This is a genomic window from Lyngbya sp. CCY1209, assembly GCF_035615495.1.
Taxonomy (GTDB): Bacteria; Cyanobacteriota; Cyanobacteriia; order Cyanobacteriales; family Microcoleaceae; genus Limnospira.
Genome location: NZ_JAJENU010000680.1, coordinates 1 through 16,657 on the forward strand (window position 1 = coordinate 1; position 16,657 = coordinate 16,657).

The 16,657-nt window shown below is 47.5% G+C and carries 12 protein-coding genes and 1 CRISPR repeat array; of the genes, 2 read left to right on the forward strand and 10 right to left on the reverse strand.

Annotated features, from left to right (window positions below; genetic code table 11):
* Positions 1–367: 367 nt before the first annotated feature.
* The 5 genes from nadB to LKE08_RS27920 form a co-directional block, all read right to left on the reverse strand.
* The gene (gene nadB, locus LKE08_RS27900) at positions 368–2,095 is read right to left on the reverse strand and encodes an L-aspartate oxidase (protein ID WP_324707566.1); all 1,728 of its coding nucleotides are present in this window, start codon (positions 2,093–2,095) and stop codon (positions 368–370) included.
* A gap of 412 nt (positions 2,096–2,507) precedes the next feature.
* Entirely contained in the window at positions 2,508–3,251 is a 744-nt protein-coding gene (locus LKE08_RS27905; protein WP_324707567.1) for a macro domain-containing protein, read from the reverse strand.
* Between the two features lie 9 nt (positions 3,252–3,260).
* A complete protein-coding gene (locus LKE08_RS27910; protein WP_324707568.1) occupies positions 3,261–4,499 on the reverse strand; it encodes a DUF4433 domain-containing protein in 1,239 nt (412 codons plus the stop codon).
* A gap of 44 nt (positions 4,500–4,543) precedes the next feature.
* Entirely contained in the window at positions 4,544–6,442 is a 1,899-nt protein-coding gene (locus tag LKE08_RS27915) for a 3'-5' exonuclease (protein ID WP_324707569.1), read from the reverse strand.
* A gap of 738 nt (positions 6,443–7,180) precedes the next feature.
* Positions 7,181–7,531, reverse strand: a complete 351-nt coding sequence (locus LKE08_RS27920; protein ID WP_324707570.1) for a carboxymuconolactone decarboxylase family protein — start codon at positions 7,529–7,531, stop codon at positions 7,181–7,183.
* 208 nt (positions 7,532–7,739) lie between these two features.
* On the opposite strand from LKE08_RS27920, the gene LKE08_RS27925 reads away from it, so the two are divergent.
* Complete coding sequence (locus LKE08_RS27925; protein ID WP_324707571.1) at positions 7,740–8,369, forward strand: hypothetical protein; 630 nt, start codon at positions 7,740–7,742, stop codon at positions 8,367–8,369.
* 327 nt (positions 8,370–8,696) lie between these two features.
* A CRISPR array of direct repeats spans positions 8,697–11,034; the repeat unit is 37 nt; unit sequence GTTTCCGTCCCCTTGCGGGGAATAGGTAGGAAAGAAC.
* 330 nt (positions 11,035–11,364) lie between these two features.
* Here LKE08_RS27925 and cas2 read toward each other — a convergent pair.
* Both cas2 and cas1 read right to left on the reverse strand, forming a co-directional pair.
* Entirely contained in the window at positions 11,365–11,649 is a 285-nt protein-coding gene (cas2, locus tag LKE08_RS27930; protein WP_324707572.1) for a CRISPR-associated endonuclease Cas2, read from the reverse strand.
* A 227-nt stretch (positions 11,650–11,876) separates the two neighbouring features.
* Positions 11,877–12,890 (reverse strand): CRISPR-associated endonuclease Cas1, encoded by a 1,014-nt coding sequence (gene cas1, locus LKE08_RS27935; RefSeq protein ID WP_324707573.1) that lies wholly within the window; start codon positions 12,888–12,890, stop codon positions 11,877–11,879.
* 119 nt (positions 12,891–13,009) lie between these two features.
* Between cas1 and csx18 the strand changes: the two genes are divergently transcribed.
* Positions 13,010–13,324 carry a CRISPR-associated protein Csx18 gene (gene csx18 / locus LKE08_RS27940; protein ID WP_324707574.1) on the forward strand — a complete coding sequence of 105 codons (315 nt, stop codon included), beginning with the start codon at positions 13,010–13,012 and terminating at the stop codon, positions 13,322–13,324.
* 57 nt (positions 13,325–13,381) lie between these two features.
* Here the strand turns inward: csx18 and LKE08_RS27945 are convergent, their stop codons facing one another.
* The 3 genes from LKE08_RS27945 to cas6 form a co-directional block, all read right to left on the reverse strand.
* Positions 13,382–14,482, reverse strand: a complete 1,101-nt coding sequence (locus tag LKE08_RS27945) for a putative CRISPR-associated protein (protein WP_324707575.1) — start codon at positions 14,480–14,482, stop codon at positions 13,382–13,384.
* A 127-nt stretch (positions 14,483–14,609) separates the two neighbouring features.
* The gene (gene csx2 / locus LKE08_RS27950; protein ID WP_324707576.1) at positions 14,610–15,881 is read right to left on the reverse strand and encodes a TIGR02221 family CRISPR-associated protein; all 1,272 of its coding nucleotides are present in this window, start codon (positions 15,879–15,881) and stop codon (positions 14,610–14,612) included.
* 14 nt (positions 15,882–15,895) lie between these two features.
* A complete protein-coding gene (gene cas6, locus LKE08_RS27955; protein WP_324707577.1) occupies positions 15,896–16,654 on the reverse strand; it encodes a CRISPR system precrRNA processing endoribonuclease RAMP protein Cas6 in 759 nt (252 codons plus the stop codon).
* Positions 16,655–16,657: the final 3 nt, after the last annotated feature.

A 16,657-nucleotide genomic window follows, 5' to 3' on the forward strand; every position in this document is an offset into this window, starting at 1 on the left:
CTCCCCAATCATCTTTAGATGATTTGAGCTGGTAGGGGCGCAAGGCTTGCGCCCTCGGGAATTGATTCCCAAGCGGTGTTGATATCCAACCCGTTTGTTTCCGGGCATTCAACCGGATTTGATATGAGGAGTTCTCAGAACTCACCCGCCTTGAAATGAATTTCAAGGCTGATAGCAAAAGTCCACTCAAGTGGACTCATCTCACCCATTCCAAGCCCTCATAATTGGTGGTTTTGGGGGACAGAAAACTTCCCAATTATTTCTCATTGCTATAGCGGTATGTATTTAGGTGAACACACATCCTCTCTCTGTGTCCTCTGTGCCTCTGTGGTAAAAATTTCGGACGATCCTCACTTCTCCCAAAATATCAAGATCGGATCATTTCTTCCTGATACCGCATCCCCGTGGGCACGGACGTACACCGATCGCCCTTAACAACCGTGTGAACCTGCCAATCTTCCCGGGTTTCCCGATAATCCAAGCGGTAATGTCCGCCGCGGCTTTCGGTGCGGAATGCAGCACTTTTTAAAATTAAATGGGCGATATCTAATAAGTTGAGAAGTTCGGCGACGGACTTCAGATATTTGCCGGTTTCCGGGGATGTAAATCGGACGGTTTTTTGGGGATTTGGAGCGAGTAAATAGGGGCTGATTTCCAGGTTTTCCACCTCCTTTCGCCAACCTTCGACGGTGGCGATCGCCGCTTCCAAAACCTCTCGGGTGCGACAAATTCCGGCGCTATCCCACATCAAAGCTGCCAAATCCTGCCGCAAACTGGCGATGCGGTCGCCGGATGGGACGGGGCGATCGTCGATTTCGACCGTTTCCGGGGACGGTTCGGCTGTGCCATTCATCTCCTTATTTAAATCGCTTTCAATCTTCGACAACTGGGAGGCAAAAACCAAACATTCCAGCAGGGAATTACTCGCCAACCGGTTCGCGCCGTGCACCCCCGTGCTCGCCGTTTCTCCGATCGCGTACAATCCCGAAATCGAGGTGCGGTTCATCACGTCGCAGGCGACTCCCCCCATCCAATAGTGGGCGGCGGGGGCGACGGGCATCAACTCGTTGAAAACGTCGATTCCCCAGTGCTGGCACACTTGGATGATATTCGGAAACCGGCGGCGAATTTTGTCCGGTGCGATCGGCCGCATATCCAAATAAACGTTGGCTTCGGCGGGATTTTCGGCGGTATTTTGTAAGTGGAGATAGATCGCCCGACTGACGACATCTCGCGGCGCCAATTCCCCGGAGGGGTGGTAGTCGAAGGCGAACCGCCGCCCCTCGCGATCGACCAAATGGGCGCCCTCTCCCCTCACCGCTTCGCTGATCAAAAAGTGGGGCGCCCCCGGTTTCATCAGTGCGGTGGGGTGGAATTGGACAAACTCCAGATCCCGAACCGCGGCCCCCGCCCGCCACGCGATCGCGATCCCGTCCCCGGTGCTGACTTCGGGGTTGGTGGTTTTGGCGAACACCTGGCCGCCGCCCCCCGTCGCCAGGACCACGGCTTTGGCCCGCATCCAGCGAATTTGGTTGTCGCAGAGGAGGCTGATGCCCTGACAGCGGCCGGTTTCGGGGTGCAGCCACAGACTCAGGGCGATCGCCTGGGAGATCACCTGAATGTTGGGGCGTTCCAATACCGTCGCCATCAATACGTCCACAATCGCCCGTCCGGTGGTGTCGCGGGAGTGGAGGACTCGGGGGAAGGAGTGGGCGGCTTCCAGGGTGGTGGCCAATTTTTCCCCCTTGCGATCGAAATCGACGCCCAGGTTGACCAAAAATGCGATCGCCTCCGCCGCGTGGTCCACCAAAAACTGCACCGCCTCGCGATCGCACAGTCCCGCCCCGGCTTTGAGGGTATCTTCCAGGTGCAGGTTTGGCGTGTCGGGGGGGTAGATAGCCGCGGCGATGCCCCCCTGAGCCCACGGACTCGAACCGCTTTCGAGGTTGTCCTTCGTCACCAACCCCACCCGCAGATGGGAGGGCAGGCACAAGCTGGCGTAGAGTCCGGCGGCGCCACTGCCGACGACGAGGACATCAAATGGGTTCGGAATGTCTCCGGCGGGGTCGGAAGCGGGGGTGGGGGTTTGGTTCATGCTGTCGAGTGTTACGCTTCAGACGAGTATAGCGCTACGCGCAAGTCAAAAGTCAAAAGTCAAAAGTCAAAAGTTGATTACAAGGGCTTTTCAAAGTCCTACATATCGATTCTTTGGGTGTATTTTCAGCAATTGCCCCAAAATTGGATTAGCCTATTTCGTTTTTGATTAAAGGTTGGATAACTCGCAATTTCAATAGGGTGCGATCGTCTTTTGATTTGGCGTTGGGATTTTGGATTAGCTGTTGAACCTAGCACTTTTTCTGCAAAATGTCAAGCCCCGGAGTATTTTGTATGGGGGGATGGGGTGGAGAGGGGGCGATCGTAAAGTGCGAAACAGCCCCCCCTGATAGAGAATGGAATGGAATATGTTACCGTCGCGTCAGTCCCAACAAGAAAAGAATTGTCTGTAATTAAAATAGCAATTGTAGTTGGGTTGGTTCTCTTTCACTGTCTCCACCAGTTAATTGTTTGTCAGAGTGTAGGTTCTTAGCCATCTCGGATTGAGATTTTGAGTACAACAGCTTAAAAATATCTTCATAAGTTTTTTTACCAACTCCTGGAATTTTTTGCAACTGCCGAAAACGTTGAATTGGCAAAGCTGAATTTATTTTATCGACAATATTGCTGCGGATTTTTAACTTAGAAATCCAGAATTGATTATTTTTTTTATTCAGCATCTCAACCATCAAACCTTCTGTTCCACTAGCATGAGATTCCCGATCCAAGCAAATGTAAACATCTATGTCAACATCACTCAAGTATTTTTCCATAACTTCTCGAACATCATGCCAATTTAACCCTCCTTTATCACAACCCAGCTTCGGAAATGCAATTGATTCAATTTTTGCTCTTTCATAATTGTCAACAAAGTAAGTTAATCCTTGTTCTATCCACTCTAGTTTTGAAGGATACTTCCAATGATTTTTGGTCGCAAAATTCATGATCCAAGGCGATTCATAACCTCGATAGAGGTAAGGATGATCGACCCGAACTTGTTTTTGCTTGCATCGGTTGAGATAGTCTTCATACATATCTGGATAGCGAAGTTTAAATTCCAAAGCCAAACCCGCTCCCATAACTCCCACACAATTGACCGTATTGACAATAGTTTGGGACTCCACATTAAACACCGTTGTATCTGTGTACTTAATCATTAGCAACTCTCAAAAATATAGAGAACGATTGACTTCTACCGATATGTTAACACAATCAGGGATAAGCTCTCGAACTGCTGGCATTTGAAACGGCCATCTACAGAATATCTTAAGAATGCTTTGCACATTTACTCGGTCAGGTACTAACACTTCTGCACACATAATTATTTTATACCTTTGTTTTGTTGCCGGATCTTCATCATTCCATGAACGTCCTTTTATGATTGTCCAAGGTAGTTGTTCTAGCATGGCTAGGTCATGATAAACATTTGTAGCAACCGCTGCTACATTTCCATCAGAAAACAATGTTCCTTCTTCCAAGATTAACATCGGATCAATGCCAAGCATGACAATCTCATCTTGAAGATCCCGTCTTTTATAGAGCATGGTATTTCTGGGATTAAAATAAAAAGGAACATGACCATGCCATCTTGTTCTCCAAGACTGAGCTTCTTGCATGGAAATATCTGTTTTTATAAACCCACCCTGATGAGAAAGATTGTGAGAAAGCAAGCCATTTTCTAAAATCGAATTTAAGTTGGAAATATGTGTCATGTGATACAAATATTTAATCCCAAATTTATTGAGATAATCCCTTCCCAATTCTTTTTTAAAATAAGGATGTTCGGGGATAAACAACCCAATAGTTTCTGATAATTCTCGATCAATATTATGAATCCCAGAGTCCAAAATTCCAATAATTTCTTCTCTCAATTCTTGGGATATTTGTCCGTTAACATCCGCAGGAAGCATTTTTTTGCATATCTGTAGATGCTTGTCTGTAGGCAAAGAATCTCTAATATTTCTTAAATCAGGAGAACACAAAAACTCCGGGGAAAGAGATTCGATCAAGCTCAATTGCTGTTCAGGCTTGATACTGTTGATTTTTTTGATAAGTTGATCTTTAATTTCATTAGCCGATAACATCGATAAGTATCGGTTAATAATGGGTTGCCATATTTTTGGGTCTTGATGTTCAAAACAAGCTTGGAGTACATTACAAGCCGTCTCTTCTGATAATTTAAGTAATTCTAAATTTTGAGCTTGTTCTCGATGATTATAGGGATGGAAACCCAAATCAAACTTGACAAGTTTACCCGCCACTAAATTACTACATTCACATTTTACTTGACTTTTGTGTATATATAAATCTGCTTCGCCTTTTCGTTCAATAAAACCATAGTTGTTTTCAACTCCCCTTTGGGTATTAAAACCGCCAAACCATTTGATTCTTCCAACTTGTATCATTTTCAATTGACCCCAAAATTAATCAACGATAAATTGTGAAAAAATCACAAATAAACAAAATCAAATTTTTTGTCATTTTTGAACTCTCGGATTAACGCATTTTCTTGACAAATAAACAACTTCAATAATTCTTGAGCACGAGTCATGGATACATAAAGCTGACGACGAGCAAGAATACTCCCATCACTACTATCAGAGCATTGGGCAAAATCTTCCATCCAAATAATAAAAACTGCTTTGAACTCTAAACCCAAAGATGATAAACTAGAAATTAATCGAATACCCGGACGACTTTGGCTATAATTCTTCTTACTTTGCTGACCTTTGCTAACCCAATAAAATGAAACATTGGCTTGGGCGAGGTATTGTTGAAAAATATTCATCTGTTTTTTATTCGATTGACGGTGAATTACAGCTATATCTTCTGGTTGATAATTTCCAGATTTTAATAATTTTTTGATTTCCTCTGTCACCACTTGTTCTTGAGTTCGAGAAGAACCTGTCACATAAACTTCTGGACGAGTACCTGAGCGTTGAGCTTGGCTGGGAAGAACGATAGGAAAAGTAATTTCATCAGTTTCTGAGACTTTATCTTGAGGCACAGAATGATGAAGCATCGTCCATGCTGCTGATAGAATTTCTTGAGTATTACGATAATTTTTGTCTAAATCAAATCGCTTGCTAATGGTTCGACCTACAGCTTTAATCCCAACTTCCTTCCATGTAAAATCGTCTCGCTTATAAAGACTTTGGCTACCGTCTGCAACAATCATTAAATCTCCATTTTCCGGATCTTTTAATGCCTGAACACAACAGCGAAACCAAATTGGTACAAAGGTATGAGCTTCATCGACTAAAATTGCATCCCATTTTTGACTGTGTTTTTGTGAAAGCGCTTTCAAAGTCTCTTGACCTACGTATTCATCATAATTGATTCCAGGTTGACTGCCTAAGGATTTGCCAGTTACAATTTTTGACCATTCATGGAAGTTCTCTACCAGGATTCTATTTTGTTGATCTGCGACGACTGAATTTTTGATAACCGATCGCAAGTAAGATGCTAGACTAACATTAAAACAGACAATTAAAACTTTAGCATGGGGATTATTATTGAGGATTAATTTGGCACGAGCCAATAAAAGCAAAGTTTTTCCAGATCCGGAAACACCAAAGAAAATCCGGTGTCCTTCTCCAATTCTGCGCGCCAAATTCTCTTGTTTTGCATCTAGAGTTTTCAGAATTTTGTCATCAGGTAAAGGATAAAAATTACCTCTAACACTGGTCGTTTTTGCTGGTTCATCTCTAATCACCATTTCGGGATTGAGAACGCCTTTAATTGTACTAATCTGATCTGATGTTAGTGGTTCAAAATTGAAATAAGCTTTTACAAACATTTGTCGCAAGCGATCGCACAAATTTTCCGTCGATAAGTTTTGCCAATTTAAAAACTCATCTCGATAGACAACCTGGGGATAAGGAAGAATCTTATCTAAATCAGTCTCGGTGGCTTTTTTATAGTTAATGTTTGACATGATGACACCCAAACCTATCGGAAATGCCACTTTTCCTTGATGCTTACCTTGCTGCTGTTGGAGAATTCGATATTTGGGCAAATTATTTAATAGTTTATCTAGATAATCATTCGCCTGTCGTAAAGGCGATTTTTGCCACTCTACACTTTCTACATCATCTTTCAAAGAAACAATTTGAAAAGTATTAGTATCTGATGGTTCCCTAATTTGATTAGAATACCAACCTTTCACTTCGATTACTAACAATCCTAAATCGGGACCTAAAATAATAAAGTCTGGACAATGACTATTCAGCAGAGGTTCATACCAAACATAAAAGTTATCGTCTAACCGATCGCGCAATATTTCATAAAGTTTTTTTTCTCCTTCACTCGCTTTTGCAGGAATAGGAGATGGAATCATGATTGCCATTTTTGAGTTTCTCCTCTAATTGAATTGATTCGTTTTTTTGATTGAAGGCAACGCTTGGTTTAAAACGCCACAATCATATCACGACAAGCCGATCGCGCCTTTCCGATCCGAGCGATCCGTCATAAACGCGACTAATTCTTCCGGTTTATATTTTATTATCTAACATTGATTGACTTTTGAATGTAAACTTTTATATAGCAACCGTAGCAGTTCGGATACAATTGCCTGTCCCGAGTCCACTTGAGTGGACTTTTGCTATGAGCCTTGAAATGAATTTCAAGGCGGGTTTCAAATTGGCAGATCAGTGCGAACCGTTGCAGTCTGTTGCTATAAATCACGGCTTCGGAGGCCGATCGCACCCTCCCATCAAAACCAAACCGCCGACAGTTCCACCTCGATGCGGGGTGCTCTCATACCTATCGGCCGCAATGCCAACTTTTACGCAAAATCCGATCGCATTTTTTCCATACGTTCCGATTACGCCTCCTCGAAATTCAATTCGATCGCATAGCCGATCGCCTTTTTCCCAGTTTATCCGTGGGGATGAATGCAGTGGGGTTCGAGATGCGATCGCCCCCACCCAACCCTCCCCTTGGTAAGGGGAGGACTATTTAAAATTACGATCGGGTGTTTCTCAAATGAGTCAGCTACGGAGAGTCAAAGTCCCCCTTTTGAAGGGGGATAATGGCGGATCGAACCGTATCGCAACAGATCGACAACTGCTATAAAACTTCGAGATCAGCCCTTTTCAGCCATAAACTGATCGTAAGCCATCAGGGCGTCGGCGCCGAAGACGGTGGACGGACCGCCCCCCATGAGTTGACAGACGCCGATCACTTCCACCAACTCTTCCCGGGTGACGCCGGCTTCGATGCATTCGTGGAGGTGGTGGGCGATGCAACCGTCGCAGCGGGCGGCGATGCCGAGGGCCAGGGCGATCATTTCTTTCGTCTTGTGGGAGAGGGCGCCGTCCTTGGCGGAGGTGGCTATCATCAAGGATTTGAAGGCCTTCATCGTTTCCGGTTCGGCCTTGGCCAGTTCTTTGCTTCCGGCCATGAAGTTTTTGCCGATTTCGGGATAATTTTTCACGATTGTCTCCTGTGAATGTCCGTTGTGGGCGATCGCGGAACCGTTTCGGGTTCTTTTGTTATAATTATATAGGATTTTAGTCATCAAACGGGATAGGGGTGGGTCGGGGCATTTTGAGAGCGATCGCCGAAATTCCCCATTTCAACGGGGCGATCGCGCGGGCGATCGTCGAGAAAAAAGAAATTCGGAGGAAGAGAAGATAGGACAAGTGAAGCGGCGGGAAATTCAAACCATACCGGCGACGACGAATGAAACTTTGCTTCGGGTGTTCGGCACCGTGATGCCGATGGGGTTATTGTTGGTGCGATCGCCCGGTTATTTTTTCACCTCCCAATGGGAGTCCCGCCAAACCCCCCCGCCGGATATCGACACATTTATTACAGCAGAAACGGACGATGTGGCGAGAGTCGGAGAAACGTTGGTTTTCGTGCACCGTTGGCGGGGGAAAGATTTTGATCCGACGGCCTTCGCGCGGGCGAAAGTTTTTTTGTCAAAGGTGACGCGGGGGGTGCGGGAGGCGGGATATCGGGCCGAACCGTTCGATCCCCTCTCGCCCCAACTCAGTTTGCCGCGTCTGGCGGTGGAAGCGGGTTTGGGGAATCTGAGTCCCTACGGATTGTTGGTCCATCCCCGGTTCGGCCCCCGGTTGATTTTGACGGGATTGAAAACCGATTATCCCCTGCAAATATCGAGTCGCCGGCCGGAGGCGGGGGGGTGTACGGATTGCATGGTTTGCGTGCGAAAATGTCCCCAAAACCCGATGGCAACCGGACAGGTGGACATGGCGGTTTGTAAGAGTTGCACGCGCTGTTTGACGGTGTGTCCGGTGGGTTCGTAACCGTTTTTTATTATTGCTGAAATCATGGCATTCGTCAGAGCGATCGCCGTCAATTTTTCGTTTCCAGCGGGCGATCGGACTCTTTCGCTTCGACGATAGTAATGGGAAGTTATTTTAATTTTTTTTGCCCCCAAACCCCCAATTCTGGGGGCTTTGATCGGCTGGAAATTTTGCGAACATTTGACACGGCTATATTGTGAATTTGCCCGTATTTTGGGCTGCAAATGTGTGGCGATTTTTGCTTAAAGTTCTGTCTCCTGACCGGGAATTGGTAGTTAACTTAATTGATTATATAACTATGTAGTTGTCTTATATTGTGTCGCCGGAGTTTCCGTCCCCTTGCGGGGAATAGGTAGGAAAGAACTTTTCCATGAACTTCCAGACAATGACCCGTGTCAGCGATGGCAAGTTTCCGTCCCCTTGCGGGGAATAGGTAGGAAAGAACTGGTCCTACCGTGGATGTAGTCTCATCGAAACGACGTTTCCGTCCCCTTGCGGGGAATAGGTAGGAAAGAACCAACAACAAAATGTTTTCTCAAGTGTTTATCAGTAGCTTGGATGTTTCCGTCCCCTTGCGGGGAATAGGTAGGAAAGAACGTCCGTGCCCGGTGGGAGGAGGCGTACCGCCACGACTTGTTTCCGTCCCCTTGCGGGGAATAGGTAGGAAAGAACACCGAGGTTCCCGGCTAGAGGATTTCCGGCTATTCAGTCGTTTCCGTCCCCTTGCGGGGAATAGGTAGGAAAGAACGGCGTCTTTGAAAGAGTCGACATCTCTTCAGAAGGGATGGAGGTTTCCGTCCCCTTGCGGGGAATAGGTAGGAAAGAACTAATGATTTTAACATTCTACCGAAAATCTCGGTATAAGTTTCCGTCCCCTTGCGGGGAATAGGTAGGAAAGAACTTGTTCAAAATAGAGGCAAATACCATGGTTAACCCTAGTTTCCGTCCCCTTGCGGGGAATAGGTAGGAAAGAACCCGAGAAAAAAGCGGCCCTTCAAGCACTGATGACCGTCCGTTTCCGTCCCCTTGCGGGGAATAGGTAGGAAAGAACCGCGTCCATCATCGAGAAACTCATGAAGCCCGCCCCTCGCGTTTCCGTCCCCTTGCGGGGAATAGGTAGGAAAGAACGAAAGCTTCCAGTTCTTCTCTTTGTTGCGTTCCTTTGTTTCTCGTTTCCGTCCCCTTGCGGGGAATAGGTAGGAAAGAACACGATGCGCCGGACCTCCGATGGTCACGGCGGGGTGATGTTTCCGTCCCCTTGCGGGGAATAGGTAGGAAAGAACAGCATCGGGGTGAAAAAGGCCAAGGTCCGTCCAAGCCGAGTTTCCGTCCCCTTGCGGGGAATAGGTAGGAAAGAACCAGGGAGTAGAGACCCCTTCTGATGTTTATCAAGAGTTTCCGTCCCCTTGCGGGGAATAGGTAGGAAAGAACTCGCAAGCTTCCGACCTGGAAGAACGTCTCAGGCCGAGACTCCGTTTCCGTCCCCTTGCGGGGAATAGGTAGGAAAGAACTGGGTCCAGATGCAGACCCCCGAGAAGGGGCTCCAAGTTTTGTTTCCGTCCCCTTGCGGGGAATAGGTAGGAAAGAACTCTGAATGGTTGCAGTGGTTCTGCGGCCTCCAAGGTGTCGTAGGTTTCCGTCCCCTTGCGGGGAATAGGTAGGAAAGAACAAGTTGATTTCAACACAGGCATGCCGCCACGACGCCTACGTTTCCGTCCCCTTGCGGGGAATAGGTAGGAAAGAACCTGCTGAAGACTTCATAAAGAGCATCAAATAAGGTTAGTTTCCGTCCCCTTGCGGGGAATAGGTAGGAAAGAACACTGAAGAACTTCTCTAGGAATAAAGCAGTATCCCGGCTGGTTTCCGTCCCCTTGCGGGGAATAGGTAGGAAAGAACGTGTGGTCCTACCGGGGCTGTGCCCTGGTAGAAACGAGTTTCCGTCCCCTTGCGGGGAATAGGTAGGAAAGAACTCCGATTGAGGAGGAAGCTTCGAAGAAGGGAACCTCCGTTTCCGTCCCCTTGCGGGGAATAGGTAGGAAAGAACCATACCGCTACGTATTGGAAACAGACTCCGAAGTCCTGGAGGAGTTTCCGTCCCCTTGCGGGGAATAGGTAGGAAAGAACTGGACGACCTGGAGGACGACGACGAAGACTTCGACGTCGTTTCCGTCCCCTTGCGGGGAATAGGTAGGAAAGAACACATAAGATGGGGGGTAAATCATTCATATTTGGAGAGGAGGTTTCCGTCCCCTTGCGGGGAATAGGTAGGAAAGAACCTGCTGTATGAGTATGGCAAGAAGGCGGTGCCGGAAGGCAACCGGTTTCCGTCCCCTTGCGGGGAATAGGTAGGAAAGAACTGACAACCTGATCGGGCATGTCCTGATGTCCCTACGAGAAGGTTTCCGTCCCCTTGCGGGGAATAGGTAGGAAAGAACAACCGTTATTTGTACAATACGGGACCGGGCGGAGGGGCGTTTCCGTCCCCTTGCGGGGAATAGGTAGGAAAGAACCTGGAATCCTTGGCTATCTGTCAATCCAAATCTGCAAGGAGTTTCCGTCCCCTTGCGGGGAATAGGTAGGAAAGAACTTGGGCGCGACGCAACCCACACTGGGGTATCCACCCCACATGTTTCCGTCCCCTTGCGGGGAATAGGTAGGAAAGAACCCTATACCTTTGGAAACTATACGCTATGCGGTTTTCAAGGTGCGTTTGCGCGAGAGCACGGAGAAACTGCTTAACAAAACTTTACGGGCTTTGTTGTCGCGAGAAAATTTCTTCGTTTTCGATGGTTTTTATAGTATCAGCCCTTGCGCGAGACTGTCAACCCCCAAAAACACAAAATTTTCTTTTTCTTGCTGACGGATACATCAACTCCCGCGTCCCTGCTCGTCGCGCCACATTCTTAAAAAAAGCAACATAACTTCACAAAAGCTGAAACGATTTTCCCACAAGCATTCCAGCCCCAAAACTTTCAAAAATAGCGCGATCGCACCCCTACAAAATGAGAAAATCCGGCGGCTCGTAGGGGGCCGGCCCGCCGTACACCTTCACCTGGGCTTTGGTGGCGGGATTGAGGGGATAGGCCCGCAGGCTATCCTCCTCCAACTTCAAAACCCTCAGCCATCGTTTATTTAATAAATCCTCCAGAACTTTTTCCTCCAGGGGACACTCGAACACCGAATACTGAACCCGCTGACATCGCTGTTCGAGCAACTTCGCCAACTTGTTGCGGCGCTTGTCGTCCCGGACGTCGTAGCAAACCAACCAAAAATTCGCCATAATCATTCCTCAAAACGTTAAAAGTCAAAAGTCCGATCTTTTGATTCATCAGTCCTATGGTGTCCGGATAATCTGTTGGGTTTCGTTCCTCAACCCAACCGACATCGGCTCTAGCCCCCAAACCCCCAATTCTGGGGGCTTTGATGCAGATCCCCCGATTAGCCCGACCATTGCAGATCCTCCCCCAGCGGAGTTTTCGCCGGATTTGATATCAATACCGGCTTTGCTCAACGCAAGGTAAACGCCTCGTAGTCCAGGCGAGTTTCCACCAGACAACGGCCGAGCGATCGCGCCTGTTCCAACAGGATCTGACTCAATTTCAACTTCCGATTTTGGGGCGGATATAAAATAGAGTCCTGAAATTGGCGTTCCAACTGCCCCAAATACAGCTTTTTCACCGTCTGCCCCAACCAGACCCCCTCCTCATCCCCCGGCGCCGGTTCAAAATCATTCGGATCGATCAACCCGCCGTTCACCAAAGCGATGGCGGCGCGATCGACCACCACGGGGCGAAACTCCTCCATCAGATCCAGGACTAAATTGGGGCGAAATGGAGTAATAGCGTGGAAAAAGCCCAAATAGGGGTCGAACCCAGCCTGGACGCCGGCGGCAAAAATCCGCGCCAACAAAACGCCGTAACCCCAACTCAGCAGGGCATTCACCGGATCGCGGGGCGGGCGGCGGTTGCGTCCCCCGAACTTCCACTCGGGGGGGAACCAGTGGGTCAGGGCTTGGTAGTAGATGCGGGCGCAGATCCCCTCCACACCCATCAACTCGTCGCGATCGAGGGGGGTTTCCGTCTGTTTGAGGCGGGGGAGGTAGGAGGCGATGGTGTCGATCGCCTCGGTGAGTTGTCCGATGCGCCCCCCGGTGTCCCGGTTGCGCCGCTGGAGGACGTACCGCTGGTTTCTGACTTTCCCCAAAATCAGCCGTTGGGCCAGGGCCATGCCGAAGGTGGTGTCCAGGGCGCGATATTGGGCGAGTCGCACCGTGGGGTTGGTGGCGAAGTGCCCCTGGAGGCGCCCGCGAAACCGCCCGTCCCGGCGCAGGAAAATGGTTTCGATGCCGCGATCGAGGAGTTGGGCGATCGCGCCATCCGTCAACTGCACGCCGGGGAGGATGACGATCAAATCAACTTCGGCGAGGCGGCAGGTTGTGGACTTCTCGGACTGCTCAATTTTTAGGGTCTGATTCTGATACCGAACCACGGTTTGGGGTTCGGTCAGGTAAAGGGTGGTCATGGCGATAATGTAAAGAAAATTATAGTATTTAAACAGAATGTTTCAATTGTTGGTCATCTCGTTTTTTTAGCATATAATTGTTGGTGAAAAAAATCAATTGAAAATCGGGGTCTAAAATCATGAACCGTTCCAGTGCCCGGACGCTGATCCGGTATCGCAGCATCGGGGTCGCGATCGCCAATGCCGTCGCAACTTGGGTGTTCTTAATTATCGCGCCTTTGGGATTGTTTACCGTCATCATCTGTACGGCTTTCGTGTTCGGAATTTCTCTGGCTGCGGGAATTGCGGGCGATCGCACCCTGTTCTCACTCCTGCGACGCAACGGCTGGGAAATGATGATGTCTGACGATCCGGAATTGTACACCCAGGGACGGGTGCAGCAACCCCCGCAATCGCCCTTATATCAACGCGATCAGAATCTTTTAGACAGATAAATACTGTGGGGGTGGCTGTTGAGCCACCCCCAGTTATATGGATTCAGCCGAAACAGCTTACTCGGCAAATTCCTGGTTCAGGTGGATGGCGATACTGTTGGTTTCCGCCAGATTTCGCCCCGTCGTCTGGATGCACAAACCGTAACCCGCATCCGTCCAGGTGAGGACGAACTCGACAATCCCATCGGCAGTAGTGCGCCGAATTGGGTTGGTTTGATTGGGGTTAAATGGCAAAGAATTTACAATCTTAAGGACGTAGGGAGAACGGCGAATTTTTTTAGAAAAATCTTCCAGAATATCTTTGCCATGATCGTCTCGCAAACTGATAGGTTTGCGATCTGGAACGGTGTCATTTTGGGGAATACTGGACAAAATCGCCGTTTCCTGTTTGGCGAATTGCAGGCGCGATCGCTCGTTGAATAAGATCCCCATTGCCGAAAGACAGACCAAATCCGCTTCGCGATCGAGCAAAGATTGAAGGTAGGGATCTTCGAGGGAAAATTCGAGATTAGAAACTTCGACGATATTTTCCGTTTCCAGAGATTCAAACAGCAAATAATTGTTCAACCAAAACGCCAAATCGAGGGCGACGGGTTGGGGCGGCAGTTCGATCACCTCCGAAAACTTCTCGAACAGGTAATAGACGGGAATTCCCAACGCCTGTCCGATCATCCCCGCGAAGGAAATTTGGGCTTTGTAGCCTCCCGTGGCATTGATAGCGATCGCTTCCGGGGAGAACTTGCGGACTTCGGTGCTAATTTCCCGAACCAAATTTTTCAAACCTTTTTGTCGAAAATCCTGGACACTATCATCCCGGAGTCCCTCCAAAACGCGATACTCAACCCGTTCAAATTTCAGGGGATTTTTGTTATTATCAAAATACAGTTTCAGCAAATTTCCCATCGCCCTGCCGTCGTCCGTATCAGAGACGAGAAAGATCAGGGACAGGCGATTTGGCAAAAACCCCTTGTCGCAAATGCTGGCGATGGAGTTAATTTCCGCCCCGCAGAGGCGATCGGAGTTGCTGCGATCGAGGAGGGACAGGGAGAGTTGCTGCCAGTTGTGGGCGTTGAAGGCGTCCTGAATGTCCGAATCGGGCGATCGTCTTAGGTTGTTCAGGAGGCTGGTTCCGACGGTGCAAATGAGCGTGTTTCTCATGGTTGTTGCAAATTAGATAATAGAGCAGGAGAAGATTAGAATTAGAGTCAATTATCCAGAGGAATAGACGGACTTTATATCGATGATAAAGCCACATTTTTTTACCCCCTAGACAATTTTTAAAACTCTAGCTCGGCTTGTCGATGATCTCCCAGGCTACAGCAATCTGATTCAGTTGTTGTAAGATTTCTTGTAAGGTGTTCTTAATTTCTGCCACAGTTTTCGGATTTTTGCGAAATCCAGAATGTAGAACATCATTGCGTAAATTAGCCAACTTACAAGGCGGATTGTTCCACAACTGATTGATCGTCTTACGTTTAGATTGTTCAATTTCTTTATATTGACTGCGGTAAATGGACTCCCGATCTCCCACTTTACCACCACAGCAAAGGATTTCCATTTCTTCGCGTGTTTGTTTATCCATTGGATCGAGTTCAAAATGATAACAAAGGAGAGAAGGTAGCCATTCCCGTGCCAGTGATATAGCTTGGACATCTAGACCCTTCTTTGCATACCACTCAATTTCAAAAAGCTGTTTCTGCAATGCAGCCTTGCCATTGTCTTGATAATTTTGCGGTTCTTCTAAGGCAAACTGACCATACTCATCTACAACCCGATTTAACAACATCTCAAATGGTGGCACAACTTTTCCTAAATCTGGTTTAGCCTGTTCAATATCCTCTGGTAATGCAGCCGCCGCCGTCATCACATCCATCGGACGCAATAACTGCAAACCTTGTGAAATTTCTAAAATGCGATCGCCCAATGCTTGCGTATGACCTTCCGCTTCTTGTAGCAATTGCGCCAAGTCTTGACCATTCCCTGTTTTTAAAAACTGGTCAGTTGCGGTGAGCCAGTCAAACAAGCGGACCACTGGTAAAAGGTCAAACGTGGGGGTAATGCCATTCTCCTTTGCTTCAAACGCGCCATAAAGCAAACCTTCGATAGCAATATTTCGTACAACTCGAAAATAACTGACTGCCAACAGTGCAACAATCGGCACGGAGCGAAATGAATGTGTGATGTCGAAAATGACGCGATCGCCTTCTTCTAAACATTCATTAACTTTATTGAAAATAGTCCATATATCTTCTGGACTATTGCGCTCGGGAATGTTTTTGACTGGGACGATCTCGATGTTTGGAAATTTCTCTGCCAATCGTTCTTCAAGTTGATGCCAATTTGAGCGATCTTCTTTTTTTTCTTTATGTCCGGGACATTCATTTTCAACCTTTGGAGTTAAGAAAATATACATTTTGTCGGGCTGATAAAATTCAGCTAAAGCCTCTTGATAGTATTTTGTTTTCAAAGAGATTGACTTTGTAGGATGTTGATATTCTGTGACTTGGTAAGAGTTAAATCCTAAAAAAGAAAGGATTTTTGTGATTTGTTTTGCCATGATTAATGACTCCTCTAATCAGTTTGTGTTTGGCCCATTCCCAAGCGAGTTTTGATCCCCGTTCCTGAAAACTGAGCATATTGAACTAACAAGTTGGCGACGTTCGCCAGTAAAGGATCGGTTTTGTACAGCGCCTTTAAGGTGACTTCGCCAACAAATCCGGTCGCCGAGTCTTTTCCGATGCGGAATAGTTGAGTCGAAATGCGATGACGCTTGATTGCGATCGCATTTGCTAAATAACCAATCAATTCTCCCCCACCCAAATAAATGGGAGCAAAGTTATTCCAAGATTTCAGCCAACTCCGAAACATGAGTCCGGGAACTGGAAGGGGAAGCTTGATCGATTGCTGGGCGAAAGCAGTGGGGGTTGTAAACTGTAACTGAAACTCGCGGATGGGTTCCGGCTCATTAGCGACTAAGGTTGTGTAAAGCTGTTCGTAACTCGCGATCTGATCTTGGCGATCGCCAACCGAAAATTTAGTCCCCAAAAATTCTAAGCCATCGGACAGGTCGAGAGATGCGATCGCCTTAGAACTTTTTTCTTGCAACCCAGAAAATGTGAGACGATAAAACTCTTCCGGTTGAAACGTGATAAAATCTCCGGCTCCCCAGCACCGCCCTCTAATGGTCGAAAAGCTGGTATCTGGGATAATATCGCCACCAATTTCTAACCCCAATTTATGGTGAAGTTGCTTGACCAACTCTAAGCCGTAAGATCGGGGAAGTGTCATCGGTTCGGAAACCGTCAATGTCCAAGTCGAACGAATCAGCATCAA